General features: G+C 66.0%; 17 protein-coding genes. 12 read left to right on the forward strand and 5 right to left on the reverse strand.

Annotated features, from left to right (window positions below):
• The first annotated feature begins 20 nt into the window (after positions 1–20).
• The 6 genes from FG94_RS25400 to FG94_RS25425 all read left to right on the forward strand — a co-directional run bounded on the left by FG94_RS25400 (position 21) and on the right by FG94_RS25425 (position 7,426).
• Entirely contained in the window at positions 21–812 is a 792-nt protein-coding gene (locus FG94_RS25400; RefSeq protein ID WP_036217542.1) for an SDR family NAD(P)-dependent oxidoreductase, read from the forward strand.
• Positions 809–1,699 carry an SMP-30/gluconolactonase/LRE family protein gene (locus FG94_RS25405; RefSeq protein WP_036217545.1) on the forward strand — a complete coding sequence of 297 codons (891 nt, stop codon included), beginning with the start codon at positions 809–811 and terminating at the stop codon, positions 1,697–1,699. Before FG94_RS25400 ends, FG94_RS25405 begins: the two co-directional genes overlap by 4 nt.
• 4 nt (positions 1,700–1,703) lie before the next feature.
• Positions 1,704–3,494, forward strand: coding sequence for an IlvD/Edd family dehydratase (locus tag FG94_RS25410; RefSeq protein ID WP_036217548.1), 1,791 nt, complete (start codon positions 1,704–1,706; stop codon positions 3,492–3,494).
• A gap of 113 nt (positions 3,495–3,607) precedes the next feature.
• Entirely contained in the window at positions 3,608–4,618 is a 1,011-nt protein-coding gene (xylF, locus tag FG94_RS25415) for a D-xylose ABC transporter substrate-binding protein (RefSeq protein WP_036217551.1), read from the forward strand.
• A 79-nt stretch (positions 4,619–4,697) separates the two neighbouring features.
• The gene (xylG, locus tag FG94_RS25420; RefSeq protein ID WP_036217552.1) at positions 4,698–6,224 is read left to right on the forward strand and encodes a D-xylose ABC transporter ATP-binding protein; all 1,527 of its coding nucleotides are present in this window, start codon (positions 4,698–4,700) and stop codon (positions 6,222–6,224) included.
• The gene (locus tag FG94_RS25425; RefSeq protein ID WP_081926203.1) at positions 6,221–7,426 is read left to right on the forward strand and encodes a sugar ABC transporter permease; all 1,206 of its coding nucleotides are present in this window, start codon (positions 6,221–6,223) and stop codon (positions 7,424–7,426) included. Before xylG ends, FG94_RS25425 begins: the two co-directional genes overlap by 4 nt.
• Before the next feature lie 205 nt (positions 7,427–7,631).
• Here the strand turns inward: FG94_RS25425 and FG94_RS25430 are convergent, their stop codons facing one another.
• On the reverse strand, positions 7,632–9,221 hold the full coding sequence (locus FG94_RS25430) for an aldehyde dehydrogenase (NADP(+)) (RefSeq protein WP_036217554.1): 1,590 nt from the start codon (positions 9,219–9,221) through the stop codon (positions 7,632–7,634).
• Between the two features lie 119 nt (positions 9,222–9,340).
• Positions 9,341–12,409, reverse strand: a complete 3,069-nt coding sequence (locus tag FG94_RS25435) for a TonB-dependent receptor (protein ID WP_036217556.1) — start codon at positions 12,407–12,409, stop codon at positions 9,341–9,343.
• Between the two features lie 615 nt (positions 12,410–13,024).
• On the opposite strand from FG94_RS25435, the gene FG94_RS25440 reads away from it, so the two are divergent.
• The 4 genes from FG94_RS25440 to FG94_RS25455 are packed head-to-tail and all read left to right on the forward strand — an operon-like array spanning position 13,025 to position 19,830.
• Positions 13,025–14,707: a DUF5597 domain-containing protein gene (locus FG94_RS25440; RefSeq protein ID WP_036217557.1), complete on the forward strand. Its 1,683-nt coding sequence runs from the start codon at positions 13,025–13,027 to the stop codon at positions 14,705–14,707.
• A gap of 31 nt (positions 14,708–14,738) precedes the next feature.
• A complete protein-coding gene (locus tag FG94_RS25445; protein ID WP_036217558.1) occupies positions 14,739–17,618 on the forward strand; it encodes a TIM-barrel domain-containing protein in 2,880 nt (959 codons plus the stop codon).
• Positions 17,615–18,751, forward strand: a complete 1,137-nt coding sequence (locus FG94_RS25450) for a glycosyl hydrolase (protein WP_036217561.1) — start codon at positions 17,615–17,617, stop codon at positions 18,749–18,751. The genes FG94_RS25445 and FG94_RS25450 overlap by 4 nt, the downstream gene beginning before the upstream one ends.
• Positions 18,748–19,830 carry an SGNH/GDSL hydrolase family protein gene (locus tag FG94_RS25455; protein ID WP_081926204.1) on the forward strand — a complete coding sequence of 361 codons (1,083 nt, stop codon included), beginning with the start codon at positions 18,748–18,750 and terminating at the stop codon, positions 19,828–19,830. Before FG94_RS25450 ends, FG94_RS25455 begins: the two co-directional genes overlap by 4 nt.
• 13 nt (positions 19,831–19,843) lie before the next feature.
• Here the strand turns inward: FG94_RS25455 and FG94_RS25460 are convergent, their stop codons facing one another.
• Complete coding sequence (locus FG94_RS25460) at positions 19,844–21,391, reverse strand: tryptophan halogenase family protein (protein WP_036217563.1); 1,548 nt, start codon at positions 21,389–21,391, stop codon at positions 19,844–19,846.
• A gap of 126 nt (positions 21,392–21,517) precedes the next feature.
• Positions 21,518–23,281: a glycoside hydrolase family 9 protein gene (locus tag FG94_RS25465; RefSeq protein WP_051997113.1), complete on the reverse strand. Its 1,764-nt coding sequence runs from the start codon at positions 23,279–23,281 to the stop codon at positions 21,518–21,520.
• Positions 23,282–23,467: 186 nt separating this feature from the next.
• On the opposite strand from FG94_RS25465, the gene FG94_RS25470 reads away from it, so the two are divergent.
• Both FG94_RS25470 and FG94_RS27555 read left to right on the forward strand, forming a co-directional pair.
• The gene (locus FG94_RS25470; RefSeq protein WP_036217568.1) at positions 23,468–25,660 is read left to right on the forward strand and encodes an OsmC domain/YcaO domain-containing protein; all 2,193 of its coding nucleotides are present in this window, start codon (positions 23,468–23,470) and stop codon (positions 25,658–25,660) included.
• Positions 25,661–25,766: 106 nt separating this feature from the next.
• A complete protein-coding gene (locus FG94_RS27555) occupies positions 25,767–25,967 on the forward strand; it encodes a hypothetical protein (protein ID WP_152571133.1) in 201 nt (66 codons plus the stop codon).
• Positions 25,968–25,985: 18 nt separating this feature from the next.
• Here the strand turns inward: FG94_RS27555 and FG94_RS25475 are convergent, their stop codons facing one another.
• Positions 25,986–26,696, reverse strand: a complete 711-nt coding sequence (locus FG94_RS25475; protein WP_229446067.1) for a DUF1080 domain-containing protein — start codon at positions 26,694–26,696, stop codon at positions 25,986–25,988.
• Positions 26,697–26,790: the final 94 nt, after the last annotated feature.

Below are 26,790 nucleotides of genomic sequence, written 5' to 3' on the forward strand. Positions count from 1 at the left end.
CCACTCCTTACGAGAACTTCATGTCTGACAACAAGAATCAAGAATTTACTTACGCGTCCTACCCGAGCCTGGCGGGCAAGCGTGTCGTCGTCACCGGCGGCGGCAGCGGCATCGGCAGCGAGCTGACCGCGGCCTTCGCCGGGCAGGGCGCGCGCGTGGTCTTCCTCGACATCGCCGAGGAGGCGTCGCGCCAGTTGGAAGCCAGCCTGGCCGCGTCCCAGTACCCGCCGAAATTCATGCGCTGCGACCTGACCGACCTGGACCAGCTCAAGTCCGTGTTCGCTGCCATCGAGGAAGAACTGGGCGGCGTCGACATCCTGCTCAACAACGCGGCCAATGACGACCGCCACGAGATCGAGGACGTCACCCCGGCGTACTGGGAAAGCCGCATGAACGTCAACCTGCGCCACAAGTTCTTCTGCACCCAGGCTGTCCTGCCGGGCATGAAAGCGCGACGCGACGGGGTGATCCTGAACTTCGGCTCGATCTCCTGGCATCTGCCGCACACCCAGCTGCACCTGTACATGACGGCCAAGGCCGGCATCGAGGGCATGACCCGCGCGCTGGCGCGCGATGTCGGCAAGTACGGCATCCGCGCCAACACCGTGGTGCCGGGCGCGGTGCGCACCCCGCGCCAGCAGGCGCTGTGGCATACCGAGGAAGAAGAGGCGCGCATCCTGGCCGGCCAGTGCCTCCCGGAGCGCGTCGAGATGCAGGACGTGGCCGCACTGACCCTGTTCCTGGCCTCGAACAACGCGCGTCATTGCAGCGGCCGCGAGTACTTCGTCGACGCGGGCTGGTACGGCGCATGAGCAGCCCGAACGACATCGCGAGCAGCCCGGCCTGCCTGTGGCAGGTGGGCGCCACGCTGGGCGAGGGCGTCCTGTGGGACGCCGCCAGCGCGCAGGTCTGGTTCGTCGACATCAAGGGCCGGCGCGTCCACCGCTGCGACGCCGGCGGCGGCAACCGCCGGAGCTGGGATGCGCCGGGACAGGTCAGCTTCATCGTGCGCGCCGACGACGGCGGCATGGTCTGCTCGCTGGACGACGGCCTGTACCGCTTCGATGAAGACACCGGCGCCTTCGCGCCGCTGCTGGCGGTGGAGGCCGAGGTACCGGGCAACCGCTTCAACGACGGCCACGTCGACGCCGACGGCGCGCTGTGGTTCGGCTCGATGGACGACGCCGAAGAGTTGCCCACCGGCGCGCTGTACCGCTTCGACGGCAGCAAGGCCGAACGCCACGACGACGGCTACATCATCACCAACGGCCCGGCGCTGAGCCCCGACGGGCGCACCCTGTACCACACGGATACCCTGGAAAAGCGCACCTACGCCTTCGACCGGGCGGCGGACGGCAGCCTGTCGAACAAGCGCCTGTTCGTGGAATTGCAGGACGGCGGCTATCCGGACGGCATGGCCGTGGACGCGGAAGGCTGCGTGTGGATCGCCACCTTCGGCGGCTGGCGCATCGACCGCTTCGACGCGCAAGGGCGCAAAGTCGGCGAAGTACGCTTCCCTTGCGCCAACGTCACCAAGCTGGCCTTCGGCGGCGAGGACCTGCGCACGGTCTACGCCACCACCGCCCGCAAGGGCCTGTCGAACGAAGAACTGGCGGCGCAACCGCTGGCCGGCGGCCTGTTCAGCTTCCGTGTGGAGACCCCGGGACTGCCGCAGCGCCTCTTGCGGCTGGAGAAATGAGAACATGAATCACGACGACCAACAACAGAAGCCACGCCGGTTCCGCTCCCAGGACTGGTTCGACAACCCCGAGCGGATCGACATGACCGCGCTCTACCTGGAGCGCTTCATGAACTACGGGATCACCCCGGACGAACTGCGCTCGGGCAAGCCGATCATCGGCATCGCCCAGAGCGGCAGTGACATCGCGCCCTGCAACCGCATCCACCTGGACCTGGCCAAGCGCGTGCGCGACGGCATCCGCGACGCCGGCGGCATCCCGATGGAATTCCCGCTGCACCCGATTTTCGAAAACTGCCGCCGCCCGACCGCGGCGCTGGACCGTAACCTGGCCTACCTGGGCCTGGTCGAGATCCTGCACGGCTACCCGATCGACGCGGTGGTCTTGACCACCGGCTGCGACAAGACCACCCCGGCCCAGTTGATGGCGGCCGCCACGGTCGACATCCCGGCCATCGTGCTGTCCGGCGGCCCGATGCTGGATGGCTGGTTCGAAGGCGAACTGGCCGGTTCGGGCGCCGCCGTCTGGAAAGGGCGCAAGCGCCTGGCAGCAGGTGAGATCGACGAAGAGAAATTCATCCAGATCGCCACCGCCTCGGCCCCGTCCGCCGGCCATTGCAACACCATGGGCACCGCCTCGACCATGAACGCCGTGGCCGAAGCGCTCGGCATGTCCCTGACCGGTTGCTCGGCGATTCCCGCTCCGTACCGTGAACGCGGCCAGATGGCCTACGACACCGGCCGCCGCATCGTCGAACTGGCCCATGCAGACGTCCGTCCCTCGACCATCCTGACGCGCGAAGCCTTCCTGGACGCGATCGTGGTCAATGCCGCGATCGGCGGCTCCAGCAACGCCCAGCCCCATATCGTGGCGATGGCGCGCCATGCCGGCGTCGAGATCACGCCTGAAGACTGGATGGAATACGGCTACGACGTGCCGCTGCTGCTCAACATGCAGCCGGCCGGCAAATACCTCGGCGAGCGCTTCCACCGCGCCGGCGGTGTGCCGGCCATCATGTGGGAGCTCGAGCAGCAGGGCCTGCTGCGCTCGCAGCGCCCGACCGTGACCGGCAAGACCATGGCCGAGAACCTGGTGGACAAGGAAAGCTGGGACCGCGAGATGATCCGTCCCTTCGCCGATCCGCTCAAGCACAGTGCCGGCTTCATGGTCCTGAAGGGCAACCTGTTCGACTTCGCCATCATGAAGACCAGCGTGATCTCCCCGGCTTTCCGCGAGCGCTACCTCTCGGAGCCGGGGGCGGAAAACCGCTTCGACTGCCGCGTGGTCGTGTTCGACGGCTCGGACGACTACCACCACCGCATCAACGATCCGGCGCTCGAAATCGACGAGCGCACCATGCTGGTGATCCGTGGATCCGGCCCGCTCGGCTGGCCCGGATCGGCCGAGGTGGTGAACATGCAGCCGCCCGATGCCTTGATCAAGCGCGGCATCATGGCGCTGCCGACCCTTGGCGACGGCCGCCAGTCCGGCACCTCGGACAGCCCGTCGATCCTGAACGCTTCGCCCGAGAGCGCGGCCGGCGGTAACCTGGCGCTGTTGCGCACCGGCGACATCGTGCGCGTGGACCTGAACGCGGGACGCTGCGACGTTCTCATCTCCGATGCGGAGATGGAAGCACGCCGCAGGGACGACCCGCCGGCGATCCCGCCCAACCAGACGCCGTGGCAGCAGATCTACCGCGCCACCGTGGGCCAGCTGCATACCGGCGCCTGCATGGAACTGGCGCTGCCTTATCGCGGCGTGGGCCACGACATGCCGCGCCATAACCACTAAGGCTAAGACGGGCTGGCGCGGCGGCGGGATTTTGATCAGAATGGCAGAAGCCGCTGCAGCGCAGGACCGCAAGGCAACATAAGCAGCATAAGAAATTCATAGGAGACGTAATAATGAAAAAGATGATCAAGGCCGTCAGCCTGGCCTGCGCCATGCTGTTCACGGGCGGCGTCGGCGTTGCCCACGCCGATGCCACCAATCCCAAGATCGGCTTCTCGATCGACGACCTGCGCCTGGAGCGCTGGGCGCGCGACCGCGATTACTTCACGGCCGCCGCCCAGAAGCTGGGTGCCAAGGTGTACGTACAATCGGCCGACGCCAGCGAGCAGCGTCAGATCGCCCAGATCGAAAACCTGATCTCGCGCGGCGTGGACGTCCTGGTGATCGTTCCCTACAACGCCACGGTGCTGAACAACGCCATCCGCGAAGCGAAGAAGGCCAAGATCAAGGTGGTCTCGTATGACCGCCTGATCCTGAATGCCGACGTCGACGCCTATGTCTCGTTCGACAACAAGGCGGTCGGCGAACTGCAGGCGCAGTCGCTGGTGAACCTCAAGCCGAAGGGCAACTACTACCTGCTGGGCGGCGCTCCGACCGACAACAACGCCAAGATCCTGCGCGAAGGCCAGATGAAGGTGCTGCAGCCGCTGGTGGACAAGGGCGACGTCAAGATCGTCGGCAAGCAGTGGGTCAAGGACTGGAGCGCTTCCGAGGCGATGGCCATCGTCGAGAACGCGCTGACCGCGAGCGGCAACAAGATCGACGCCGTGGTTGCCTCCAACGACGGCACCGCCGGCGGCGCGATCCAGGCGCTGGCAGCCCAGAAGCTGGCAGGCAAGGTGGTGGTGTCGGGCCAGGATGCCGACCTGGCTGCGGTGCGCCGCGTGATCGCCGGCACCCAGACCATGACCGTGTATAAACCGCTGCGCGCCCTGGCCTCGAACGCGGCCAACGTCGCTGTGCAGCTGGTGCGCAACCAGAAGCCGGCCTACAACGCCCAGATGCACAACGGCGTCAAGAACGTCGACAGCCTGCTGCTCAAGCCTGTCCTGCTGAACAAGTCGAACGTCGACCTGCTGGTCAAGGACGGCTTCTACACCCAGGCACAGCTGGCCGGCAAGTAATCCACCAGCTGTCGGCACTTTGCGCCAGTCGCGCCGGTCGGAGACGACCGGCGTGGCGGCGCACCTGAACGAGTCTTGAATGTCACCCTATCTTCTCCAAATGAAGGGCATCGCGAAGCGATTCGACGGTGTCCCCGCGCTCGACGGGATCGACCTGGCGATCCGTCCCGGCGAGTGCATCGGCCTGTGCGGCGAGAACGGCGCCGGCAAGTCGACCCTGATGAAAGTCCTGTCGGCGGTCTACCCGCACGGCAGCTGGGACGGCGAGATCCTGCTCGACGGCCAGCCGCTGCGGGCGCGCTCGGTGCGCGAGACCGAGGACGCCGGCATCATCATCATCCACCAGGAACTGATGCTGGTGCCCGAACTGTCCGTGGCCGAGAACATCTTCCTCGGTAATGAACTGACCCTGCCGGGCGGGCGCCTCGACTATCCCGCAATGAACCGCCGCGCCGAGGAGATCCTGCGCGAGCTGAAGCTCCCCGACGTCAACGTGGTGCTGCCCGTGAAGAACTACGGCGGCGGCCACCAGCAGCTGATCGAGATCGGCAAGGCCCTGAACAAGCAGGCGCGCCTGCTGATCCTGGACGAGCCCTCGGCCTCGCTGACGGCCAGCGAGATCGAGGTCCTGCTCGAGATCATCCGCGACCTCAAGGCCAAGGGCGTGGCCTGCGTCTACATCTCGCACAAGCTCGAGGAAGTCGCGGCGATCTGCGACACCATCGTGGTCATCCGCGACGGCAAGCACATCGCCACCACGCCGATGCAGCAGATGAACGTGGACCGCATCATCGCCCAGATGTGCGGGCGCGAGATGAACCAGCTGTATCCATCGCTCCCGCACGAGGTGGGCGAGGTGGTGATGGAGGCGCGCCATGTCACCTGCTGGGACCCGGACCAGCCGCAGCGCAAGAAGGTCGACGACGTGTCCTTCGAGCTGCGCCGCGGCGAGATCCTCGGGATCGCCGGCCTGGTGGGCGCGGGACGCACCGAGCTGGTCACCGCGATCTACGGCTCCTACGAAGGCGCCTACGAAGGCGAAGTGTGGCTGAACGGCCAGCGGGTCGACACCTCGACACCGCTCAAGGCGATCGGGACGGGCTTCGCCCTGGTGCCCGAAGACCGCAAGCAGCACGGCATCGTGCGCGACCTGTCGGTGGGCGAGAACATCACCCTGTCGGTGCTGGACCGCTTCTCGAAGCTCTCGCGCATCGACGACGGCCTGGAAGCGCGCGAGGTGGGCGAGCAGATCCGCCGCCTGGCGCTCAAGACCGCCAGCCCGGCGCTGCCGATCACGGCGCTCTCGGGCGGCAACCAGCAGAAGGCGGTGCTGGCCAAGATGCTGCTGACCCAGCCGAAGGTGCTGATCCTCGACGAGCCGACCCGCGGGGTCGACGTCGGCGCCAAGTTCGAGATCTACAAGCTAATCCTCGAACTGGCCGCCCAGGGCATCTCGATCATCATGGTGTCGTCCGAACTGGCCGAGGTGCTCGGGGTCTCCGACCGGGTGCTGGTGATGGGCGAGGGCAAGCTGCGTGGGAACTTCCTTAATCAAGGCCTGACCCAGGAAATGGTGTTGGGCGCTGCAATCGGACAGGTGAAATGATGCTAGACAAAGTACACGCGCCAGCGGCGGCCCAGGGGGGCGCGGCACGGGCGGCGACAAACACGGGAATCAGCTTCAAGCAGATTTTCACGCAGTATAAAATCCTGGCCCTGCTGGTCGCGATCGCCATCATCTGGGCCTTCTTCAGCTGGAAGACCGACGGCGGCTTCACTTCCGCGCGCAACCTGTCCAACCTGATGCGCCAGATGTCGGTGACCGGCATCCTGGCCTGCGGCATGGTGTTCGTCATCATCGCCGGCGAGATCGACCTGTCGATCGGTTCGCTCCTCGGACTATTGGGCGGGCTGGCTGCGGTGCTCGACGTGGTCCACCACCTGCCGCTGCCGATCTCGATGGCGATCGTGCTGGCAGGCGGCATGCTGCTCGGCTTCCTGAACGGCTACCTGACAGCCTATGCGGGCATACCCTCATTCATTGTCGGGCTGGGAGGCATGCTGGCCTACCGCGGCATCGTGCTGGGACTGACCGACGGCACCACCATCGCCCCGATCTCGCCGGAATTCGAGCAGCTCGGCCAGGCCTACCTGCCCCCGGCCTTCGGCATGCTGCTCGGCGCCGGCCTGTTCGTGATGGCCTGCGTGCTGGCCTGGCGCCAGCGCGCCAGCCAGGCGCGCCACAAGCTACCGGTCCTGCCGCTGTGGCGCAGCGTGGCCCGGGTGGCCATCATCGGCGTGGTGCTGGCTGGCCTCATCACCACCTTCAACAGCTATGAAGGCATCCCGCTGCCGGTGCTGATCCTGCTGGTCCTGCTGGGCGTGTTCAGCTACATCGCACGCCAGACCGTGTTCGGCCGCCGCATCTACGCCGTCGGCAGCAACATGGAAGCGACGCGCCTGTCGGGCATCAATGTGCGCGCCGTCAAGCTCTGGATCTTCGGCCTGATGGGCCTGATGTGCGCGCTGGCCGGCCTGATCAACACCGCGCGGCTGGCCGCGGGTTCGCCCTCGGCCGGCATGTCGGCCGAGCTGGACGTGATCGCCGCGTGCTTCATCGGCGGCACCTCGATGCGCGGCGGCGCCGGCACCGTGCACGGCGCGCTGGTGGGCGCCCTGGTCATGGCCAGCCTGGACAACGGCATGTCGATGCTGGACGTCGACACCTACTGGCAGATGATCGTCAAGGGCCTGATCCTGACGCTGGCGGTGTGGCTGGACGTGGCGACGCGTACCGGCCGGCGCTGATCCAGACGGCGCCGGGGCGCCGGTGGACGTGAAAAAGCCAGGCGCATGCGTCTGGCTTTTTCGTTTATGGCCTTGTCCCGATCTTTGTAGGGTGGGCGGGTCCTCCCGCCCACGCGGTGATAGTTGGCTTCTTAACCGGCGCACGGGCTGCAGCACCGTGATGTGACCGCGTGGGCGGAATCCGCCCACCCTACAACTGCTCCGATCAGCCCGCGGTCTTCAATTCGCCGTCGACCACCCGGGCCAGGCCCAGTGGATTGTCGTCGCGCAGCGCTTCCGGCAGCAGTTCGCTTGGCACGGCCTGGTAGCACACCGGGCGCAGGAATCGGTCGATCGCGGTGGCGCCGACCGAGGTCGTGCGGCTGTCCGAGGTGGCGGGGAAGGGGCCGCCGTGCACCATCGCATGCGACACCTCGACGCCGGTCGGGAAGCCGTTGAACAGGATGCGGCCCGCCTTGCGCTCGAGCAGGGGCAGCAGGCTTGCCGCCAGCGCGCCGTCCGCCGCCGTCGCGTGGACGGTCGCGGTCAGCTGGCCTTCCACATGTGCGGCCACCGCCAGCAGTTCGGCTTCGTCGCGGCAGCGCACCATCACCGCGGCCGGGCCGAAGATCTCTTCCTCCAGCGCAGGGGTAGCGAGGAAGGTGGCGGCGTCGCAGCCGTACAGGGCCGGCTGCGCTGCGCATGCCGGGCCTTCCGCGCCGGCTGCCGCGCCGCGCGCCAGCAACTGCACGCCCGGCACCGCGGAGCGGGCTTCGATCGCCTCGACATAGGCCTTGTGGATACCGGGCGTGAGCATGGTGCCGGCGGCCTTGAGCTGCAGGGCCTCCGCGGCCGCGACGCTGAATGCGTTGAATGCCTCTCCTTCCAGGCCGACCACCAGGCCCGGATTGGTGCAGAACTGACCGACGCCGAGCGTGAGCGAATCGACGAAGCCCTGCGCCAGCGCGGCAGCCTTGCCTTCGAGCGCGTTCGGCAGCAGGAAGAAGGGGTTGACGCTGCTCATTTCCGCATACACGGGGATCGGTTCCGGACGTGCGGCGGCGGTGCGCATCAGGGCCAGGCCGCCTTGGCGCGAGCCGGTGAAGCCCACCGCCTTGATTGCTGGATGCGCCACCAGCGCGGTGCCGATGGTCCTGCCTTCGCAGATCAGCATCGAGAACACGCCTTCCGGCATGTCGCAGTCGATCGCCGCCTGCTGCACCGCGCGGGCCACCAGTTCCGAGGTGCCGAGGTGGGCGTTGTGGGCCTTGACCACCACCGGGCAGCCGGCCGCAAGGCTTGATGCGGTATCGCCGCCGGCCACCGAGAACGCGAGCGGGAAGTTGCTGGCGCCGAAGACCGCGACCGGGCCCAGCGGGATCTTGCGCATGCGCAGGTCCGGGCGCGGCGGCGTGCGCTCGGGCAGGGCCGAATCGAGGGTCGCCGCCAGGAAATGGCCGTCGCGGACCACCTTGGCGAACAGGCGCAGCTGGTTGACGGTACGCATGCGTTCACCCTCCAGGCGCGCCTGCGGCAGGCCGGATTCGAGGCCGGCGCGCTCGATCAGGGCCGGGCCGAGGTCGAGGATGCGCGCGGCGATCGCCTCCAGGAATGCGGCGCGCCGCTCCAGGGGCAGGGCGCGGTAGCTGTCGAAGGCCTGCTCGGCCAGCGTGCAGGCCGTCTCCAGCTCTGCACTGGAGGCCAGGCCGAAGCCCGGTTCGACGGTAGCGTGGCGCGCCGGGTCGATGGCGTGAACGACGCCTGCGGCGCCGCGCACGCTGCGCCTGCCGATGATCATGTCGCCTTGGATCTGCATGGAATGCTCCTTGTCTGATAAATGGATGAAAAGAGAAAGAAAAGCCGCGGTCCGCATGGCGGAACCGCGACTTCAGGAGAGACGAACTTGCTTGCCGTACTAAGACGCAGAAGCGCGGCTTAGAACGAGTACTGCGCCCGGATGGTGTAACGCGGACCGCTCATGAACAGCTGGCGGGTGAACATGCCGGCATGCTGCTGCATGACCTGGCGCGTCTTGGCGTTGTTCAGGTTCTGGGCTTCCAGGCCGATACGGAACTTGTCCGTGAAGTCGTAGAAGATCGAACCGTCCAGCTGGCCGTAATCGTCCTGCCACAGCGGCAGGCCGTAGGCCTGGTCGTTGTTCGGCGTCGGGATCAGGAAGCGTGCGCCGGCGTCCGGATTCGTGTTCAGGCCGTTGTTGCCGCGGCTGCCCCAGGTGTTGACGGCAACCAGGTAACGCGAGCGCCAGTTGTACGCCAGGCGTGCCGACAGGCCGTTCTTCTCGTACATGACCGCGAAGTTGACCGTGTGACGCGACAGGCCTTGCAGTGGCGTGTTGCCGAACGGACGTCCGTCGGTGTCGCAGCCGTTGATCGACAGGTTCATGTTCGACTGGTCGCTGCCCGCGCAGAATGCGGCCGGCACCGGCTTGTCCAGCTTGCGCTCGCTCGACACATAGGTCCAGCTGGCCTGGGTGCCGATACCGCGCAGCCAGTCGGGCACGAAGTCGTAGTACTGCTGGTGGGCGATCTCGAAGCCGCGGGCAAAGCCGTGGGCGCCGTTGATCGGATGGGTGACCGCGAAGGTCCGATCCTGGCCGTTGACATCCTTCACCGTGTAACCGTAGGTGGTGTTCACGACGATGTTCTTGATGTCCTTGTCGAAGGCCGAGAAGGTCAGCGATCCGCCCGGCGCGAAATACCATTCGGCGGTCAGGTCGATGTTGGTCGCGGTGGTCGGCCTCAGGAGCGGGTTGCCGTCGCTGGTGCCGGTCAGGTTGTTGCCGCTGAAGACGACGCGCTGGTCCGCGAGCGTGACCGGATCCTTGATCGTCAGCTGGTTCGCCGGCGAGGTCAGGGTGGTCAGGGACTGCAGCTGGTTGAAGTCCGGACGCGACATCGCCTTGGCCCAGGCGAAGCGGAACTGCAGCTGGTCGCTGACCTTCATGCGCAGGTTCAGGCTCGGCAGCCAGTTGTGGTACCCGGTATCGGTGCTGCGCGGGGTTTCGAACTTGGCGATGTTGACCAGGGTGTTCACGCCTTCCACCGGCACGTCGCCAGGAATGCTGACGTTGGTCGGATCGTACGCGATGTAGCCGTTCGTGGTGTTCGACGTCTTCACGTAGCGGATGCCGATGTTGCCGTCGATCGGGTATTTGAGGTCGTCGAAGCCGAAGCGCAGCTGGGTGTAGGCGGCGCGGGTCTTCTCGGTCTGCGTGTTGCGTGCCGACGGCGTGTCGAAGGTGGAAGGTTTCCACGTGTCGCAGGTGCCCCAGCCCTGGGCCGCCGCCTGCTCCTGGCACAGGATGGTGTGGTAGCCGTGCAGCTTGGTCCAGCCGTTCGGGAAGTCGCGTGCCAGTGCATCGGTCGGATACAGCATCGCCGGAATCGATACCTTGCCACCGAAGAAATTATCGATCTGCGCCAGCTCGGTGCCGCCCGCGAAGCGCGGGTCGCTCAGGCGCGCCACGCCCGGAATCTGCCAGCCTTCCATCCACGGGAAGGTAATCGACGACCAGTTGTAGAACTTCTGCGCCTTGTTGTTCTCGCCTTCGCGGTCCGCCATGCGCACGCCGAAGCGGATGTCGCGCAGCACCGGATCGTCGAAGGAGAACTTGACGTCGCTGCGCCAGGTCTTCTGCTCGGCCTTGGCGCGGTCGAGCGCTTCCTGGGTGTAGGCCCAGTAGTAGTTCTTAGGGTCCGCCATGAATTCAGCAGAGCCGAGACCGATCTTCGGGATGCTGCCCCTGAGGTCCATCGACTGGTTCGGCAGGATGAAGCCGGTCGAGACATCGGCGTCGAAGCCCTCGGTGGTGGAGCGGACGTGCTGGATGTCATTGGTCCAGGTCAGGTCCGGCGTCACGCGCCATTGCACGTTCAGCGCGAGGTCGCGCGTGCCGGAGGTGCGCTGGTTAATGCGGCGCGAGCTGTTGAAGGGCGATCCGCCGTAGCTCGGGTTCGCGATCGTGCCGCTCTGGAAGGCGCCCTTGTCGTCATAGACGGCGTCGGCGCCGGCGACCTGCTGGTACCACTTGTCTTCGGACGAGGCGACCACGCGCTCGCTCAGGTCTTCCTGGTAATCGGTCTTGAAGTAGGTCAGGCCAGCCGTCACGTCGCGGGTCGGACGCCACTGGAACGCGGCATAGTCGCCGCGGCGGACGCGCTCGAAGTCCTGCGAACGCAGGCCGCCGCCGAGCGGCAGCCATTTGGTCGCGTCGCGGTTGTACTGGGCCGGGTTGCGGGAGTTCACGTGCGGGAAGTAGGGGTCGATGCCGATGGCGTCGGTACGGGTCGGGTTCTTCGCATAGGCGAAGTCGACCAGGGCGCCGAATTCGCCGAGCGGGGTGTTCCAGCGGTTCGACAGCAGCAGGGCGCCTGTCGGACCCTTGGCCTTGTTCAGCTCCGAGTAGGTCTGCGATACGCCCAGCGAGCCCTTCAGGCCCTTGAAGTCGAACGGCATGGCCGTGCGCAGGTTGACCAGGCCGGCAAGGGCGCCTTCGATCTGTTCCGCGGACGGGTTCTTGTAGACGTCGACGCCGGCCATCAGTTCCGGCGCCACGTCGGCGAAGCCGAGCGAGCGGCCGCCGCCGGCCGAGAACGCGTCGCGGCCGTTGACTTCCGAGCGCACGTAGGTCAGGCCACGCACCGACACGCCGGAACCTTCGACGGCCTGGCGGTTCGGGTCGCCCGGCATGTTGCGGTCCATGGTGACGCCGGCGATACGCTGCAGCACCTCGGTGACCGAACGGTCCGGGAGCTTGCCGATGTCTTCGGCGACGATCGAGTCGACCACCTCGTCGGAATTCTGCTTGAGTTTCTGGGCCGATTGCAGCGCTGCGCGCTGGCCGGACACCTTGACCACCTGCGTCGCAGGGACGACCGGCTCCTCCGCGCTGGTATTGGTGGTCTGGGCCCATGCTGCGCCGCCATAGACGACGGCGATCTGCGCGACCGCTGCAGCGATCGCTGTTTTCTGGAACTTCCTCACGATGTCTCCTGATGTAGGTAATTTTTTTATTTGCCAGGCCGCCATGCGCCGCGACTGCATCGACGCCCTGCTAACACTGGATGTTGTACGCTACCATAATTTTAGCGCCGCAACCTGAACAGCGTGTAAGTTTTGTTAATGCACAACACTCAATGCGGCGAAGTGGCCACGTGGCGACATGCGAAACGCGCTGGCTAGCGAATTACCGGAGGGGCGCCATCCGCCGCCAGGCGTTTGTTTCACTGCAATCGATGTCACACCATCTCTACAGTACGCAATAGATTGCGCAAGGTCAAGAAATCGATTTCATGACTTGAAGATTTTTCTTGCGTTTGCTACGCGAATCGTCCCGCAAGCTGCATCGGTCTAGTGCGGTGAGGTCGAATCCAGCTTGACTGAAGCACTCTCTAGCCGGAATAAGCATGCTGCTCCTCACTGCTAATCCGGTCGCTGGATAAGTTTTTCCAGGGCAAACAGCGGCGAGCATATCGGTACTGATATGTTAGCGTGAACATTTTGCTTGCAATGCTGTGTACGGCTGACTTACGATGCTGGCACGAATTGCCGACCGACTACCGATTTGAGAGGCCCTGCAAGGGTCCGAAAGGAGACAGCATGAACCGATTCAGGACGCTGGCTGCAACGCTGGCGCTGGCGCAGCTCGTACAGGTGGCGCCGGCCGCAGCAGCCGATTCCGAGCTGCCGCGCTTGGTGGAACGCGGGGGGCGCCACGCGCTGCTGGTGGACGGCGCACCATTCCTGATCCTGGGCGGCCAGGCCCACAACTCCAGCAATTACCCGGCAGCCCTGCCCAAGGTCTGGGCCGCGCTGGAGGATGCGCAGGCGAACACGCTGGCGATTCCAGTCGCCTGGGAACAGGTGGAGCCCGAGGAAGGGCGCTTCAACTTCAGTTACGTGGATACCCTGGTGGCCCAGGCCAGGGCGCATGGCAAGCGCCTGGTCCTGCTGTGGTTCGGCACCTGGAAGAACACCGGCCCGGCCTATACGCCGGAGTGGGTGAAGTTCGACAACGCGCGCTTCCCGCGCATGCGCGACCAGGAAGGCAAGGCCAGCTACTGCCTGTCGCCCTTCGGCGAAGCCACGCTCGCCGCCGACAGGAAGGCCTTCGTGGCCCTGATGCGCCACCTGCGCAACATCGACGCCGGCAAGCGCACCGTGATCATGGTGCAGGTCGAGAACGAGGTCGGCACCTACGGCCTGGCGCGCGACCATGGGGCCCGCGCCGAAGCCGCGTTCCGCCAGGCGGTACCGGGCGCGGTGCTGGCCCGCCAGCCGGCACCTGCGGGACGACCGGCGCAGGGCAGCTGGAGCGAGGTGTACGGCGACTACGCCGAGCAGTACTTCCATACCTGGGCGATCGCCAGCTACATCGAGGAGATCGCGAAAGCCGGGCGCGCCGTCTACGACCTGCCGATGTTCGTCAACAATGCGCTGCGCGAACCGGGCCAGCCGGGCCAGCCGGGCCAGCTTGACCAGCTGCCCCCACCCTGGAAAGGCGACTTCGCCAGCGGCGGCCCGACCTGGGACGTGCTCGGCATCTACAAGGCTGCCGCGCCCCACATCGATTTCGCCGCGCCCGACATCTACATGCCGGAGTCCGGCAAGGTGGCGGCCGTGCTGGAAAGCTTCCAGCGTCCGGACAATGCCTTGCTGGTGGCGGAGATGGGCAATGCCGCCACGTATGCGCGCTACGTCTGGCAGATCGTCGGCAAGGGCGCCCTCGGCGTCGTGCCGTTCGGGATCGACTACGCCAGCTACAGCAACTATCCGCTCGGCTCGAAGCACACGGACCGCCGCATGGTCGAGCCCTTCGCTCAGGTGTATGCGGCCTTTGCGCCGATGTCGCGCCTGTGGGCGCGCTGGGCCTTCGAAGGCCGCACTCATGGGGTGGCGGAAGGCGACGACCGGGCGCCGCAAACCCTCGCCCTGGACGGCTGGAAGGCCACGGTGTCCTTCCGCGAATTCCAGTTCGGCGAGCGCCAGTACCTGCGCGACAAGAACGAATACGCCGAGGGCACGGAGCTGCCCGGCGGCGGCGTGGCGATCGCGCAGATCGGACCCGCCGAGTTCGTGCTGGTCGGCCAGCGCGCACGCGTGAAACTGTCCTCCGCGGGCGGCAAGCCGGCGATGTATGCGCGGGTGGAGGAAGGCCGCTTCGACGCCGCCGGCAAGTGGATCATGGAACGCAACTGGAACGGCGACCAGACCGATTACGGCCTGAACCTGCCAGCTATGCCTACCGTGCTGAAGGTCAGGATGGGCACCTACCAGCCTTGACCGATAAAAAACGATCACCAGGAGACCCGCAATGCAAATCACCCGAATGGCGAGCGCCGTCCTGCTGCTGTGCGCAGCCACCCAGGCCTTCGCCGGCAGTTACCAGAAGACCGCCACCGGCATCGAGGTCAAGCCCGACCGTGGCGCCGCCAAGCTGGTGCGCCTGAACCTGATGAGCGACAACATCATCCAGGTCCTGAAGTTCGATGCGCCCGGCAAGGCGCTCACGCCTTCCCTGATGACGGTCGCCACGCCCTGCACCTGTACGTTCACCGTGAATGCTACCCGGGTCGGCAAGGACGAGGCGGTGCTGCTCAAGGCGGGCAGAATCTCGGCCACGGTGACGCTGAAGGACGGGCGCGTGTCCTTCTTCGACGCGGCCGGCAAGCCGATCCTGCAGCAGGACGCCGAGAGCATGAAGCCGGTTACGGTGGGCGGCAAGCCGTTCTTCGCGATCAAGCAGGGCTTCAACCACGGCACCCGCGACGCCTACTACGGCCTGGGCCAGCACCAGAACTCGCAGATGAACTACAACGGCGAAGACGTGCTGCTGGCCCAGCACAACATGATCGCCTCGGTGCCTTTCGTGGTCTCGGACAAGAACTACGGACTGCTGTGGGATAACAACAGCATCTCGCGCTTCGGCGACGCCACGCCTTATGCCTGGATGTCGCGCGACCTGGTCCTGCGCGACGCCGACGGCAAGCCCGGCGGGCTGACCGCCCGCTACTACGTCGACGGCAAGCTGGCGCTCACCCGCAAGGAAAAGGACATCGCCTACCAGTACCTGAAGGACGTGGCGGAGAACTGGCCCAAGGAGCTGCCGCCGCTCAAGGATCTCAAGGACGCGCGCGTGGTCTGGGAAGGCAGCCTGGTTAGCGACAAGCCCGGCGTGCACAAGATGCAGCTGTACTCCTCCGACTATGCGCGCCTGTCCATCGACGGCAAGGAAGTGATGGACGTGTGGCGCATGGGCTGGAATCCGTGGTACCACAACTTCGAGGTCAGGTTCGAGAAGAACAAGCCGGTCAAGCTGCACCTCGACTGGAAGGTGTCGAGCGGGATGATCGCCATCACCCACAACAACCCGCTGCCGCAGCCGGAGCGCCATTCGCTCACGATGTCTTCGGAAATCGCCGAGGCGATCAACTACTACGTCATCAGCGCGGACAGCATGGACCGGGTGATCGCCGGTTACCGCCACCTGACCGGGCAGCAGCCGATGATGCCGAAATGGGCCTACGGCTACTGGCAGTCGCGCCAGCGCTACGAGACCCAGCAGCAGCTGCTGGACACCGTGGCGGAATACCGCAAGCGCGGCTGGCCGCTGGATAACATCGTGCAGGACTGGTTCTACTGGCCGGAAGACGGCTGGGGCTCGCACGACTGGGACAAGAAACGCTTCCCGGACCCGAAGGGCATGGTCGATGCGGTGCACAAGCAGAACGCGCGCATCATGCTCTCCATCTGGGGCAAGTTCTACGCCAATACCGACAACTACAAGGAACTGGCGGCCAAGGGCCATATGTGGACCAAGAACGTCGAGAACGGCGACCTCGACTGGGTCGGGCCGGGCTACAAGAACAGCCACTACGACCCGTACACGAAGGAAGCACGCGACATCTACTATCGCCAGATGAAGCACAAGCTGGTCGACCTGGGCTTCGACGCCTGGTGGATGGACAATACCGAGCCCGACATCCTGTCGAACGCGCGCCTGGAAGACTTCAAGCAGCTGATCGGCCCGACCGTCTACGGCGCCGGCGAGATCACCTTCAACCCCTACAGCCTGGTGCACTCGGAGGGCTTCGCCGAGAACCTGCGCCGCGACCAGCCGGACAAGCGCCAGTTCATCTTGTCGCGTTCGGGCTTTGCCGGCATCCAGCGCAATTCGGTGGCGGTGTGGAGCGGCGACATCGTCGGCCGCTGGAACAACCTGGCCGACCAGATCGCCTCCGGCGTCAACTTCTCGATGTCGGGCATCCCCAACTGGACCCACGACATCGGCGGCTATGCGCAGGAGACACGCTTCCAGGTCGGCGATGTCGGCTCGGCCCAGGAAAACCGCGCGACCGGCACCAAGCAGGCCGATCCGGAAGACATGAAGGAATGGCGCGAGCTGAACCTGCGCTGGTTCCAGTTCGGCGCCTTCTCGCCGCTGTTCCGCTCGCACGGCGAGGTGGTCAAGCGCGAGATCTACAACATCGCGGCCGGCGACGACAGCATGCGCGACGCCATGGTCGGCTACCTGAAACTGCGCTACCGCCTGATGCCCTATATTTATACGATGGCGGCCGACACCCATTATCACTCGGGCACGATGATGCGCGGCCTGGTGATGGACTTCCCGCATGACGACCGGGTGAAGAACATCAAGGACCAGTACATGTTCGGCCCCAGCCTGATGGTGGCGCCGGTCACCAGCTACGGCGCGCGCTCGCGCCAGGTCTACCTGCCGCAGGGCAGCGACTGGGTCGACTTCGATACCGGAGAACGTCACAAGGGCGGCAACACCATCACCGTGCAGGCGCCGCGCGAGCGTATCCCGCTGTTCCTGCGCGCCGGCGCCGTGATCCCGACCGGGCCGGTCACCCAGTACGTGGACGAGAAGCCGGATGCGCCGCTGGTGCTGCAGGTGGTTGCCGGCGCCGACGGCCAGGCCAGCCTGTACGAGGACGACGGCGTCACCAACGCCTACGTCCGCGGCGAGTACAGCCGCATCCCGTTCAGCTACGACGACCGCAAGGGCGTGCTCACCATCGGCGCGCGCGTGGGCCAGTACAAGGGCATGCCGGTGAAACGCGAGATCCGCGTGCGCGTGCTGCGTCCGGGCACCGCGGCTGCGAGCAAGCTGGATGCCTACGACCAGTCGGTCAGCTACGATGGCCGCCCGGTGACCATCAAGCTGTGACCGCGCGCAGGAAGCTGCTCAAGGGGCTGGCCGCGCTGTGCGCGCCGGCGGCCAGCCCCTTGACGCTCGCGGCGCGCAGGCCCCCGGCGCTGGCGGACCCGCAGGCCGGCGCCCATGCGCAGTCGGTGTATGCCTGGCTGCACGGCATCTGGGGCCGGCAAGTCATCGCCGGCCAGCAGGACCTAACATGGGACGACGGCGTCGACATGGCGCAGCGGGTGTTCGACGACACCGGCAAGTATCCAGCCTTGATGGGCTACGACTTCATGAACACCGGGATGCGGGGGGCGAACACCTCCGGCCTGCGCCAGGTGGAGGAGGCGATCGCCTTCACCCGGCGCGGCGGCCTGGTGAGTTTCTGCTGGCACTGGCGTGACCCGGCGCTGCTCGGGACCGAAGGCCGCAACCGGGCCAATTTCTACGTCCGCGAGCCGGACCCGGCCAGGAATACCGGTTTCACCATCCCGATGGCAGGTGGCCGGCTCGACACCGCCAGCCCGGCCTGGCGCCAGATCAACGAGGGCATCGACCTGGTCGCGGCGGAGCTGAAAAAGCTGGCCGACGCGGGCGTCACCGTGTTGTGGCGTCCGCTGCATGAAGCCTCCGGCCACCAGGGCGACGGCTGGTTCTGGTGGGGCCGCGCGCGCAGCGACGGCGAGTCGCCCGCCCGGGCCTGCATCCTGCTGTGGCGTCACATGTTTGACCGTTTGGTAAAAAACCACGGGCTGCACAACCTGATCTGGGTGTGGAACGGGCAGGACGAAGCCTGGTACCCGGGCGACGACGTGGTCGACATCGTCGGCTGGGACATCTACGACGACAGCGACGGCAAGCGCTACGGTGCCCAGGCCGCGACCTACCGCCGCGCGCTCGCCATCGGCCGCGGCGCCAAGCCGGTAGCCCTCACCGAAACCAGCTATATCCCCGATCCGGACAAGATGCTCGCGGAAGGGGCGCCCTGGCTCTGGTTCACGGTCTGGAACGACGCCAGGGCCGGGGCCGGAGTACGCGACAAGAGCAACTTCTGGTCGGGCGACTATTACAATACGGCCGAGCACAAGAACAAGGTCTATCACCATCCGAAGGTCATCACGCTGGACAAGCTGCCGGCATTCCTGAAAGCGCCACAATGAAACGTCTTACTCTTCTACTCGCCCTCGCGGCCGTGCTGCACGCCGGCCTGGCGACGGCGGCCACGCCGGTCTCGCCGAGCGACGCGAAACTGCAGTACACCGGCCGCATCGACTTCTCGGATCCGGCCGCGCCGGTGATCTCCTGGCCGAACAGCGCGATCGCCGGGCGCTTCACCGGCACCTCGTTCGCCATCAAGCTCGACGACCAGCGCGGCCGGAACTACTTCAATGTGTTCCTGGACGGCGACCTGTCCGCGCCCCTGGTTATCGAAGCGAAGCAGGGCGTAGCGACCTATGTCGTGGCGCAGAAGCTGGCGCCGGGAAGCCACAGCTTCCTGGTCACCAAGCGCACCGAGGGCGAAGAGGGCGCAACAAGGTTCCGCGGCCTGGAACTGGATGACGGCGCCGGGCTGCTGCCGCCACCGCCGCGGCCCAAGCGCCGCATCGAGTTCTTCGGCGACTCGATCACCAGCGGCATGGGCAACGAGGGCGCGCTCAACGGCCGCGACGATGCCGGCAAGGACAAGAACAGCTTCCTGTCCTATGCGGCGATCGCCGCCAGGCAGCTCAAGGCCGAAATGCACATGACCTCGCAGAGCGGCATCGGCGTGATGATCAGCTGGTTCCCGTTCACCATGCCGGACTTCTACGACCAGCTGAGCGCCGTCGGCAACAACGACAGCCGCTGGGATTTCTCGCGCTGGACGCCGGACGTGGTGGTGGTCAACCTGCTGCAGAACGACAGCTGGCTGATCGGCCGCGACCACAAGCTGCAGCCGGAGCCGAACGATGCCCAGCGCGTCGAGGCCTACAAGCAGTTCGTGCAGCGCATCCGCCGCCTCTATCCGCAGGCCTACATCGTCTGCGCGCTGGGCAGCATGGACGCGACCCGGCCCGGTTCACCCTGGCCGGGCTACGTCACCGCGGCCGTGGAGCGCATGCGCAAGGAGAACGGCGACAAGCGCATCGACACCCTGTTCTTCGAGCATACGGGTTATGGCCAGCATCCGCGGGTGCACCACCACCAGGCCAATGCAGCCAAGCTGACTGCATTGGTCCGGGCGCGGATGGGCTGGTAAGGGCAGGGGCCGCTCAGGCGGCGCGCGGGCTGGCTGCCCTCAGCTGGCTCGTGCGAAGTTGCTCAGCGATATAGGCGTCATGCGTCGGCATCCGGTCCACCGCCTGCACGATCATGTCGCGCACGCCGGCGAAATGCCCGTGCACCTCGCGGATGTCCACCGCATCCACGAAAGGATCGTAACGCTTCGGCACCGCGCCCAGTCCCATCAGCATGGCCACGAAGGACGGCTCGGCGAAGCCGTGCGGGTCCAGGATCGTGACGCGCCCGGTTTCGCGGAACAGCTCGATCTGGTGGCGAATCGTATCGGGAATCGGCATGTTGGCGCAGTAGCGCCAGAACTCAGAGTCGTCGCGCTTCGTCAGCTTGTAGTGCAGGACGATGAAGTCGCGCACCGATTCGTAGCGCACGCCCATGTAGCGGTTGAACTCATCGGCCAGCTCGGGACGGCAGTCACGGTCCGGGAACAGCTCGACCAGCTTGCCGACCGCGGTCTCGATGAGGCTGATGCTGGTCGATTCCAGGGGCTCGACGAAGCCGGCGGACAAGCCCACCGCGACGCAGTTCTTGACCCATGACTTGCGCCTGCGGCCGGTGACGAAGCGGAGCTGGCGCGGCTCGTCGAGCGCGGCGCCGTCGAGGGAGTCGAGCAGTACCTCGCGTGCCCGCGCGTCGCTGGTGAAGGCGTTGCTGTAGACGTGGCCGTTGCCGGTGCGGTGCTGCAGCGGGATACGCCAGACCCAGCCCGCCTCCTTGGCCGTGGAACGGGTATAGGGCGTGAGCGCGGGCGCGCTGGCGCAGGGCACGGCGAGCGCGCTGTTGCAGGGCAGCTGCTCGCTCCAGTCATCGTAGCCGGCCTTCAATGCCCCCTCGATCAGCAAGCCCCGGAATCCGGAGCAGTCGACGAACAGGTCACCCTCGATCCGGCGGCCGTCGCGCAGCTTGACCGCCGTGATGAAGCCGCTCTCCGGATGCTGTTCGACCTCCACCACCGTGCCCTCGAGGCGCTGCGCACCGTGCGTCACCGCGTAGTCGCGCAGGTAGTTCGCGTACAGGCCGGCGTCGAAATGGTAGCCGTAGGAATACGCGTCGGTGATCGAGGGCGTGCCCTTGTGCGGCGGCACGAATTTGTTCTTGCGCGCCATGATCGAGGACACCGACCAGTTCTCCAGCGCCGGCATGTTGTCGAATTGCGTGGACATGCGCAGCCAGAACAAGTGCGACGGGTGGCGGTCGAGCGAGGGGCCGAAATCGCCGAAGCCGTGGAAGAAGCGGTTGCCGAGGTGGCCCCAGTCCTTGAACTCGATGCCGAGCTTGTAGCTGGCCTTGGTGCGCCGTACGAAGTCGTCGGCGTCGAGGCCCAGCGCGGCATTGTAGTAGCGGATGGTCGGCAGGGTCGCTTCACCGACCCCGATGGTGCCGATGTCGGGCGACTCCACGAGGATCACCTCGCAGGGCTCCTCAGGGCGGCCCAGCAGGCGCTGCGCCAGCGGGGCCGCCGCCATCCAGCCGGCGGTGCCCCCGCCCACGATCACGATCCGGCGGATCGGCTTGTCATTCATTCTGTCTCCTGTCTTTTTCTGTCGTAGGTATGCGTAGGGCGTGCATACGACAGGAAGTGTAGAGCAGGTTCCGATTGCCAGGCAATAGAAATGTTTGCGCCTAACAATCGGTGTTGCTGCGCCGTTTCAGCGCTGCAGCGACTCCATCGCCGCCGCCACGTAGACCAGCGGCGCGTTCCAGTTGATCGCGATCTCGTTGCTGGCGTAGCTGCACACATGGTCGATGTAGGACAGGGCCGGCAGCTTCGACGGATAGGGGACCGGGCAATCCTTGGCGTCCTGCTGGCCCGGGTTGGGGCCGCCCACCAGCATGCCCGGCACCGGCGCCTTGACGCCGTCCGCCTCGGAGGGGCGGTGGTGCGGGTGCATCGGCGAACGCTCGCCGAAGCCGGTGACGAAGGACATGCCCGGACCGTTACGGCCGAGTACGTAGTCGAGCGCCGACTGCGCCGCGTTCAGGTAATCCGGCCGCGGCTCGACGCGGTAGGCCGCCACCAGCATCATGGCCTGGTTCAGGATGGTCGAGCTGCTGCCCCAGACGAAATCCTTGGCGCCCATGGTGACGCGGTAGGGCGAGGCGCGCCAGCGCTCGACCAGCCGGTCCCCAACTTCCAGCAGCTGCTTGCGCACGGGGGCGGCGTCCGCGCCCGCCGGCAGGCGCCCGGCGTGCTGGGCGAGCGAGATCCAGCCCAGCATGCCGACGTCGGCCCAGCCCGGCTCGGTGCCCTTGGCGGCATCCCCCGCATGGGCAAAGGCGCGGCTGCGGTAGTCGCTGTTGCCGGTAGCGATCAGGAGCTCGGCGGCGGCCCAGGCGAGTTCGTCCTCGGCGCTCTTGTCGCCGTAGGCGCCGGTCTGGATGTCGGCCGGCTGCTCGTACAGAACCTTCGGGTTGGCCTCGGCCCAGCGCCAGGCCTGTTCGGCCGCGGCCAGGTAGCGCGCCGAGCGTCCCGGCTGCTGGCTGTCGAAGGGTTTCAGCACGCGGCTGGCGACTGCCATCACCGCCGCGAAGTCGAGCGTGGCCGTGGTGGTCTTCTGCACCACGTAGCGCGGCGCAGTCGCTTTCTCGGGCATGACTATGCCGTCGAAGACCTTGTTGGTCAGCTTGTGGTAGACCCCGCCGTCGTTCGGGTCCTGCATGGTGAGCATCCAGTCGAGGTTCCACAGGGTCTCGTTGAGGATGTCAGGCAGGCCGTTGCCGGCTTCCGGCAGGTTCAGGGGCAGCTTGGCGAACCACTCGGGAAAGTGCTCGTAGGCCGCCAGCAGGGTGTAGGTGCTGATGCCCGAATTGACGATGTACTTGTTGTAGTCGCCGGCGTCGTACCAGCCCTTCGGACTCGAGATCACGGTGCCGGCGGGACGCGCTTTCGATGCGGCCGAGGCGTGCACCAGCACCCGCGTGTCCGGGTGCGCCAGCGGGCGCGCGTAAGGGCCGGCGATGGCCGGGGTCAGGGCGATGCCGGTGCGGTTCAGGGTAAAGTTGCGGATCGCCGCGATGTCGAGCTCACGGTAGACGCCGGGCTGGATGGCGAAGGGCGCCGAGTCCGGCAGGCCGGCCACGCGCAGGCGGTAGCTGCCGGGCGTGCGCAGGGCCGTGAAGTCGGCCAGGCGCACCCGCTCGCCGGACGCATCCCAGGTGGCGGCGCTGGCCAGGCTGCCTTCGAACACCTGCTTGCCGCTGCCTGCTTCCACCACGGCGAAGCGCGCCTGCGCGTCGGCCGGCACCACGGCCAGCTTTTGCGCGGCCGGCAGGTAGCCTACCTGGTTCAGCTTGACGCTCGCCGGGCCGGCGGCATGCGCGCCGCCGGCAAGCAGCAGCGCGGCGCAGGCAGCGGCCAGGCGGAGCGGAGGCAAGGATAGGGGAGTGCCGGTCTGTGGCGCAGGGTGGTGCATGCTGTCTCCTGATATTGTTGTGAAATCGATTTCATAATACCGTCGTGTATCACGCAACGTCAACGTCGATTGCGCGCACTTCGAACGTCGCGGATAATGTCGGTAAAGGCCCTGTTCTTACAGGGCCTTGTTATTTGGATGGTCGGCGTTGGCCATGTTTTTTCAAGCAGGTGTGAAGGATTTATTATGGAAATCAAGGTCAACTTTCTCGACAAGCTTCGCCTGGAAGCGAAATTCGACGACTTTACGGTCATTGCCGACCAACCCATCCGCTACAAGGGCGATGGCTCCGCGCCCGGGCCTTTCGACTATTTCCTGGCCTCGTCGGCCTTGTGCGCGGCCTATTTCGTCAAACTCTACTGCAATACCCGGAATATCCCGACCGAGAATATCCGCCTGTCGCAGAATAATATTGTCGATCCCGAAAACCGCTACAAGCAGATCTTCAAGATCCAGGTCGAGCTGCCGGCCGATATCTCCGACAAGGACCGCCAGGGCATCCTGCGCTCGATCGAGCGCTGTACCGTGAAGAAGGTGGTCCAGCAGGGACCGGAATTCGTGATCGAAGAGGTGGAGAACCTCGACGCCGACGCCCAGGCGCTGCTGACCCTGCAGCCGGATGCCGCTGCGCAGACCTATATCCCCGGCAAGGACCTGCCGCTGGAGCAGACCATCGCCAACATGTCGGGCATGCTGGCCAGCTGGGGCATCAAGATCGAGATCGCCTCGTGGCGCAATATCGTGCCGAATGTCTGGTCGCTGCATATCCGCGACGCGCATTCGCCCATGTGTTTCACCAACGGCAAGGGTGCGACCAAGGAAAGCGCGCTGGCCTCGGCCCTGGGGGAATACATCGAACGCCTGAACAACAACCACTTCTACGCCGGCGTGTTCTGGGGCGAGGATATCGCCAACGCGCCTTTCGTCCATTATCCGAACGAGCGCTGGTTCAAGCCAGGCCCGGACGATGCGGTGCCGGGCGAGATCCTCGACGAGTATTGTCTGGGCATCTACGATCCGGACGGCGAACTGCGCGGTTCGCACCTGATCGATACCAACTCCGGCAACGTGGAGCGCGGCATCGTGTCGCTGCCCTTTGTCCGGCATTCGGACGGCGAAACCGTGTATTTCCCGTCCAACCTGGTCGAGAACCTCTACGCCAGCAATGGCATGAGCGCCGGCAATACCCTGGTCGAAGCCCAGGTACAGTGCCTGTCCGAGATCTTCGAGCGCGCCGTCAAGCGCGAAATCCTGGAAGGCGAGATCGCGCTGCCGGACGTGCCCCAGGAAGTGCTGGCCAAATACCCCGGCATCCTGGCCGGCATCCAGGGCCTGGAAGAGCAGGGCTTCCCGGTGCTGGTCAAGGATGCCTCGCTGGGCGGCACCTACCCGGTGATGTGCGTCACCCTGATGAACCCGCGCACCGGCGGCGTGTTCGCCTCCTTCGGCGCGCACCCGAGCTTCGAGGTGGCGCTGGAGCGCAGCCTGACCGAGTTGCTGCAGGGGCGCAGCTTCGAGGGCCTGAACGACCTGCCGCAGCCGACCTTCGCCAGCGAGGCCGTCACCGAGCCCTATAACTTCGTCGAGCACTTCATCGATTCGAGCGGCGTGGTGTCGTGGCGCTTCTTCAGCGCCAGGGCGGACTACGACTTCGTCGAGTGGGACTTTTCGGGCCAGGGCCAGGATTCCAACGCCGAGGAAGCCGCGACCCTGCTCGGCATCCTGACGGACATGGGCAAGGAGGTCTACACGGCGGTGTACGACCAGCTGGGCAGCAATGCCTGCCGCATCCTGGTGCCCGGCTACTCGGAGATCTATCCGGTGGAAGACCTGGTCTGGGACAACACCAACAAGAGCCTGCTGTTCCGGGAAGACATCCTGAACCTGCACCGCCTCGACGACGACGCGCTGGCGGCCCTGCTCGAGCGCCTGGAGAACAACGAGCTGGACGAGTACTCGGACATCGCCGGTTTGATCGGCATCGAGTTCGACGAGAACACGGAATGGGGTCAGCTGACGGTGCTCGAGCTGCGCCTCTTGATCAACCTGGCCCTGCAGCGCTTCGAGGATGCGCAGGAACTGGTGGGCGCCTTCCTGCAGTACAACGACAACACCGTCGAGCGCCGCCTGTTCTACCAGGCGATGAACGTGGTGCTGGAGGTGGTGCTCGACGAGGGGCTGGAACTGGAGGACTACGTCGCCAATTTCCGCCGCATGTACGGCAATGCGCGGATGGACGCGGTGCTCGGCTCGGTGGACGGCAGCGTGCGCTTCTCCGGCCTGACCCCGACCAGCATGAAGCTGGAAGGCCTGGAGCGGCACCAGCGTCTGATCGACAGCTATCGCAAGCTGCACAAGGCCCGCGCCGCCGCCGCGTAGAAGCGCTCCGGGACACAGCGCACACGCATTGTGCGCTGCATTTGCAGGCGGGCTGGTCGAAGAGTATGCTGGACTTACAACAGACATGCATACAACGGAGACAATCATGAAACTTCGACTGGCAACACCTGCCTTTGCGAGCCGCTTCCATGGTCCCTTGCGTTTCGGCCGCGCCTGGCGCGGTCACGAACTCGGTTTGCGCCTGGTTCAGCTGGCCGTGCTGATCGCGGTCGCGGTGGTAGGGGCGAGGCTGATCGCCGGCGGCGTGGCGCTGCTGACCCGCACGATCGCCGGGCTGATTGGCTGAGCCGGACGCGCTACGCCCTCATAGCGGCCGCACCCAGATATTCCGGAAGCTGACCGCGTCGCCGTGGTCCTGCAGCAGGATCGGTGCGGGTCCATGCTTGCGGTAGGCCGGCTTGCCGACGTACACGGTTTCGCCCTGCAGGGCGACGCGGTTCTGCACCAGCACGCCATTGTGCAGGGCGGTCACGTAGGCGGGCGCCAGCAACTTGCCATCGGCGCCAAAGCGCGGCGCGGTCCAGATCACGTCATAGCGTTGCCATTCTCCCGGCGCGGCGCAGGCGTTCACGAGCGGGATGTGTTGCTTGTACATGCTCGCGGCCTGGCCGTTGGCATAGGTCTTGTTGTCGGCGCAGTCGAGGATCTGGATCTCGTAGCCGCTGCCCTTGCCCGTTGAGGCGAGGAACAGGCCGCTGTTGCCGCGGGCCTGGCCGGCGCCGCCGAGCGTCGTGGGCACGCGCCATTCGAGGTGGATCTGGTAGTCGGTGAACAGGCGCCTGGTCTGGATGTCGCCGCTGCCGCCGCGGACGGTGAAGCTGCCGCCGGCGACGGTCCAGCCGGCAGGCTGGTCGGGCGCCGCCGCCGACACCCATTCGCGCAGGTCTTTCCCGTCGAACAGCACGATCGCGTCCGACGGCGCCGACGCCGGGGAGCCGGGGGTGACGCGCCCGGGCTCCGGCGCCCACACCTCGGTCGTCTTGGGATCCGGCTGCTGCTGCGCTGCGGCAAACAATGGAAGAAGCAGAAATAGTCCAGCTACCGCTACGCTCAATTGTGCAATCATCGCTCGTCCCCGTGCATAAAGAGGGGAGCAGCATAGCATGCAG

The organism is Massilia sp. LC238 (assembly GCF_000735635.1).
Classification (GTDB): domain Bacteria; phylum Pseudomonadota; class Gammaproteobacteria; order Burkholderiales; family Burkholderiaceae_D; genus Telluria; species Telluria varians.

Bases quoted from the DNA above. Each gene is read 5' to 3' on its own strand.
- FG94_RS25400 (WP_036217542.1), top strand. From the start codon at position 21: ATGTCTGACAACAAGAATCAAGAATTTACTTACGCGTCCTACCCGAGC.
- FG94_RS25405 (WP_036217545.1), top strand. From the start codon at position 809: ATGAGCAGCCCGAACGACATCGCGAGCAGCCCGGCCTGCCTGTGGCAG.
- FG94_RS25410 (WP_036217548.1), top strand. From the start codon at position 1,704: ATGAATCACGACGACCAACAACAGAAGCCACGCCGGTTCCGCTCCCAG.
- xylF (WP_036217551.1), top strand. From the start codon at position 3,608: ATGAAAAAGATGATCAAGGCCGTCAGCCTGGCCTGCGCCATGCTGTTC.
- xylG (WP_036217552.1), top strand. From the start codon at position 4,698: ATGTCACCCTATCTTCTCCAAATGAAGGGCATCGCGAAGCGATTCGAC.
- FG94_RS25425 (WP_081926203.1), top strand. From the start codon at position 6,221: ATGATGCTAGACAAAGTACACGCGCCAGCGGCGGCCCAGGGGGGCGCG.
- FG94_RS25430 (WP_036217554.1), bottom strand. From the start codon at position 9,221: ATGCAGATCCAAGGCGACATGATCATCGGCAGGCGCAGCGTGCGCGGC.
- FG94_RS25440 (WP_036217557.1), top strand. From the start codon at position 13,025: ATGAACCGATTCAGGACGCTGGCTGCAACGCTGGCGCTGGCGCAGCTC.
- FG94_RS25445 (WP_036217558.1), top strand. From the start codon at position 14,739: ATGCAAATCACCCGAATGGCGAGCGCCGTCCTGCTGCTGTGCGCAGCC.
- FG94_RS25455 (WP_081926204.1), top strand. From the start codon at position 18,748: ATGAAACGTCTTACTCTTCTACTCGCCCTCGCGGCCGTGCTGCACGCC.
- FG94_RS25460 (WP_036217563.1), bottom strand. From the start codon at position 21,391: ATGAATGACAAGCCGATCCGCCGGATCGTGATCGTGGGCGGGGGCACC.
- FG94_RS25465 (WP_051997113.1), bottom strand. From the start codon at position 23,281: ATGCACCACCCTGCGCCACAGACCGGCACTCCCCTATCCTTGCCTCCG.
- FG94_RS25470 (WP_036217568.1), top strand. From the start codon at position 23,468: ATGGAAATCAAGGTCAACTTTCTCGACAAGCTTCGCCTGGAAGCGAAA.
- FG94_RS27555 (WP_152571133.1), top strand. From the start codon at position 25,767: ATGAAACTTCGACTGGCAACACCTGCCTTTGCGAGCCGCTTCCATGGT.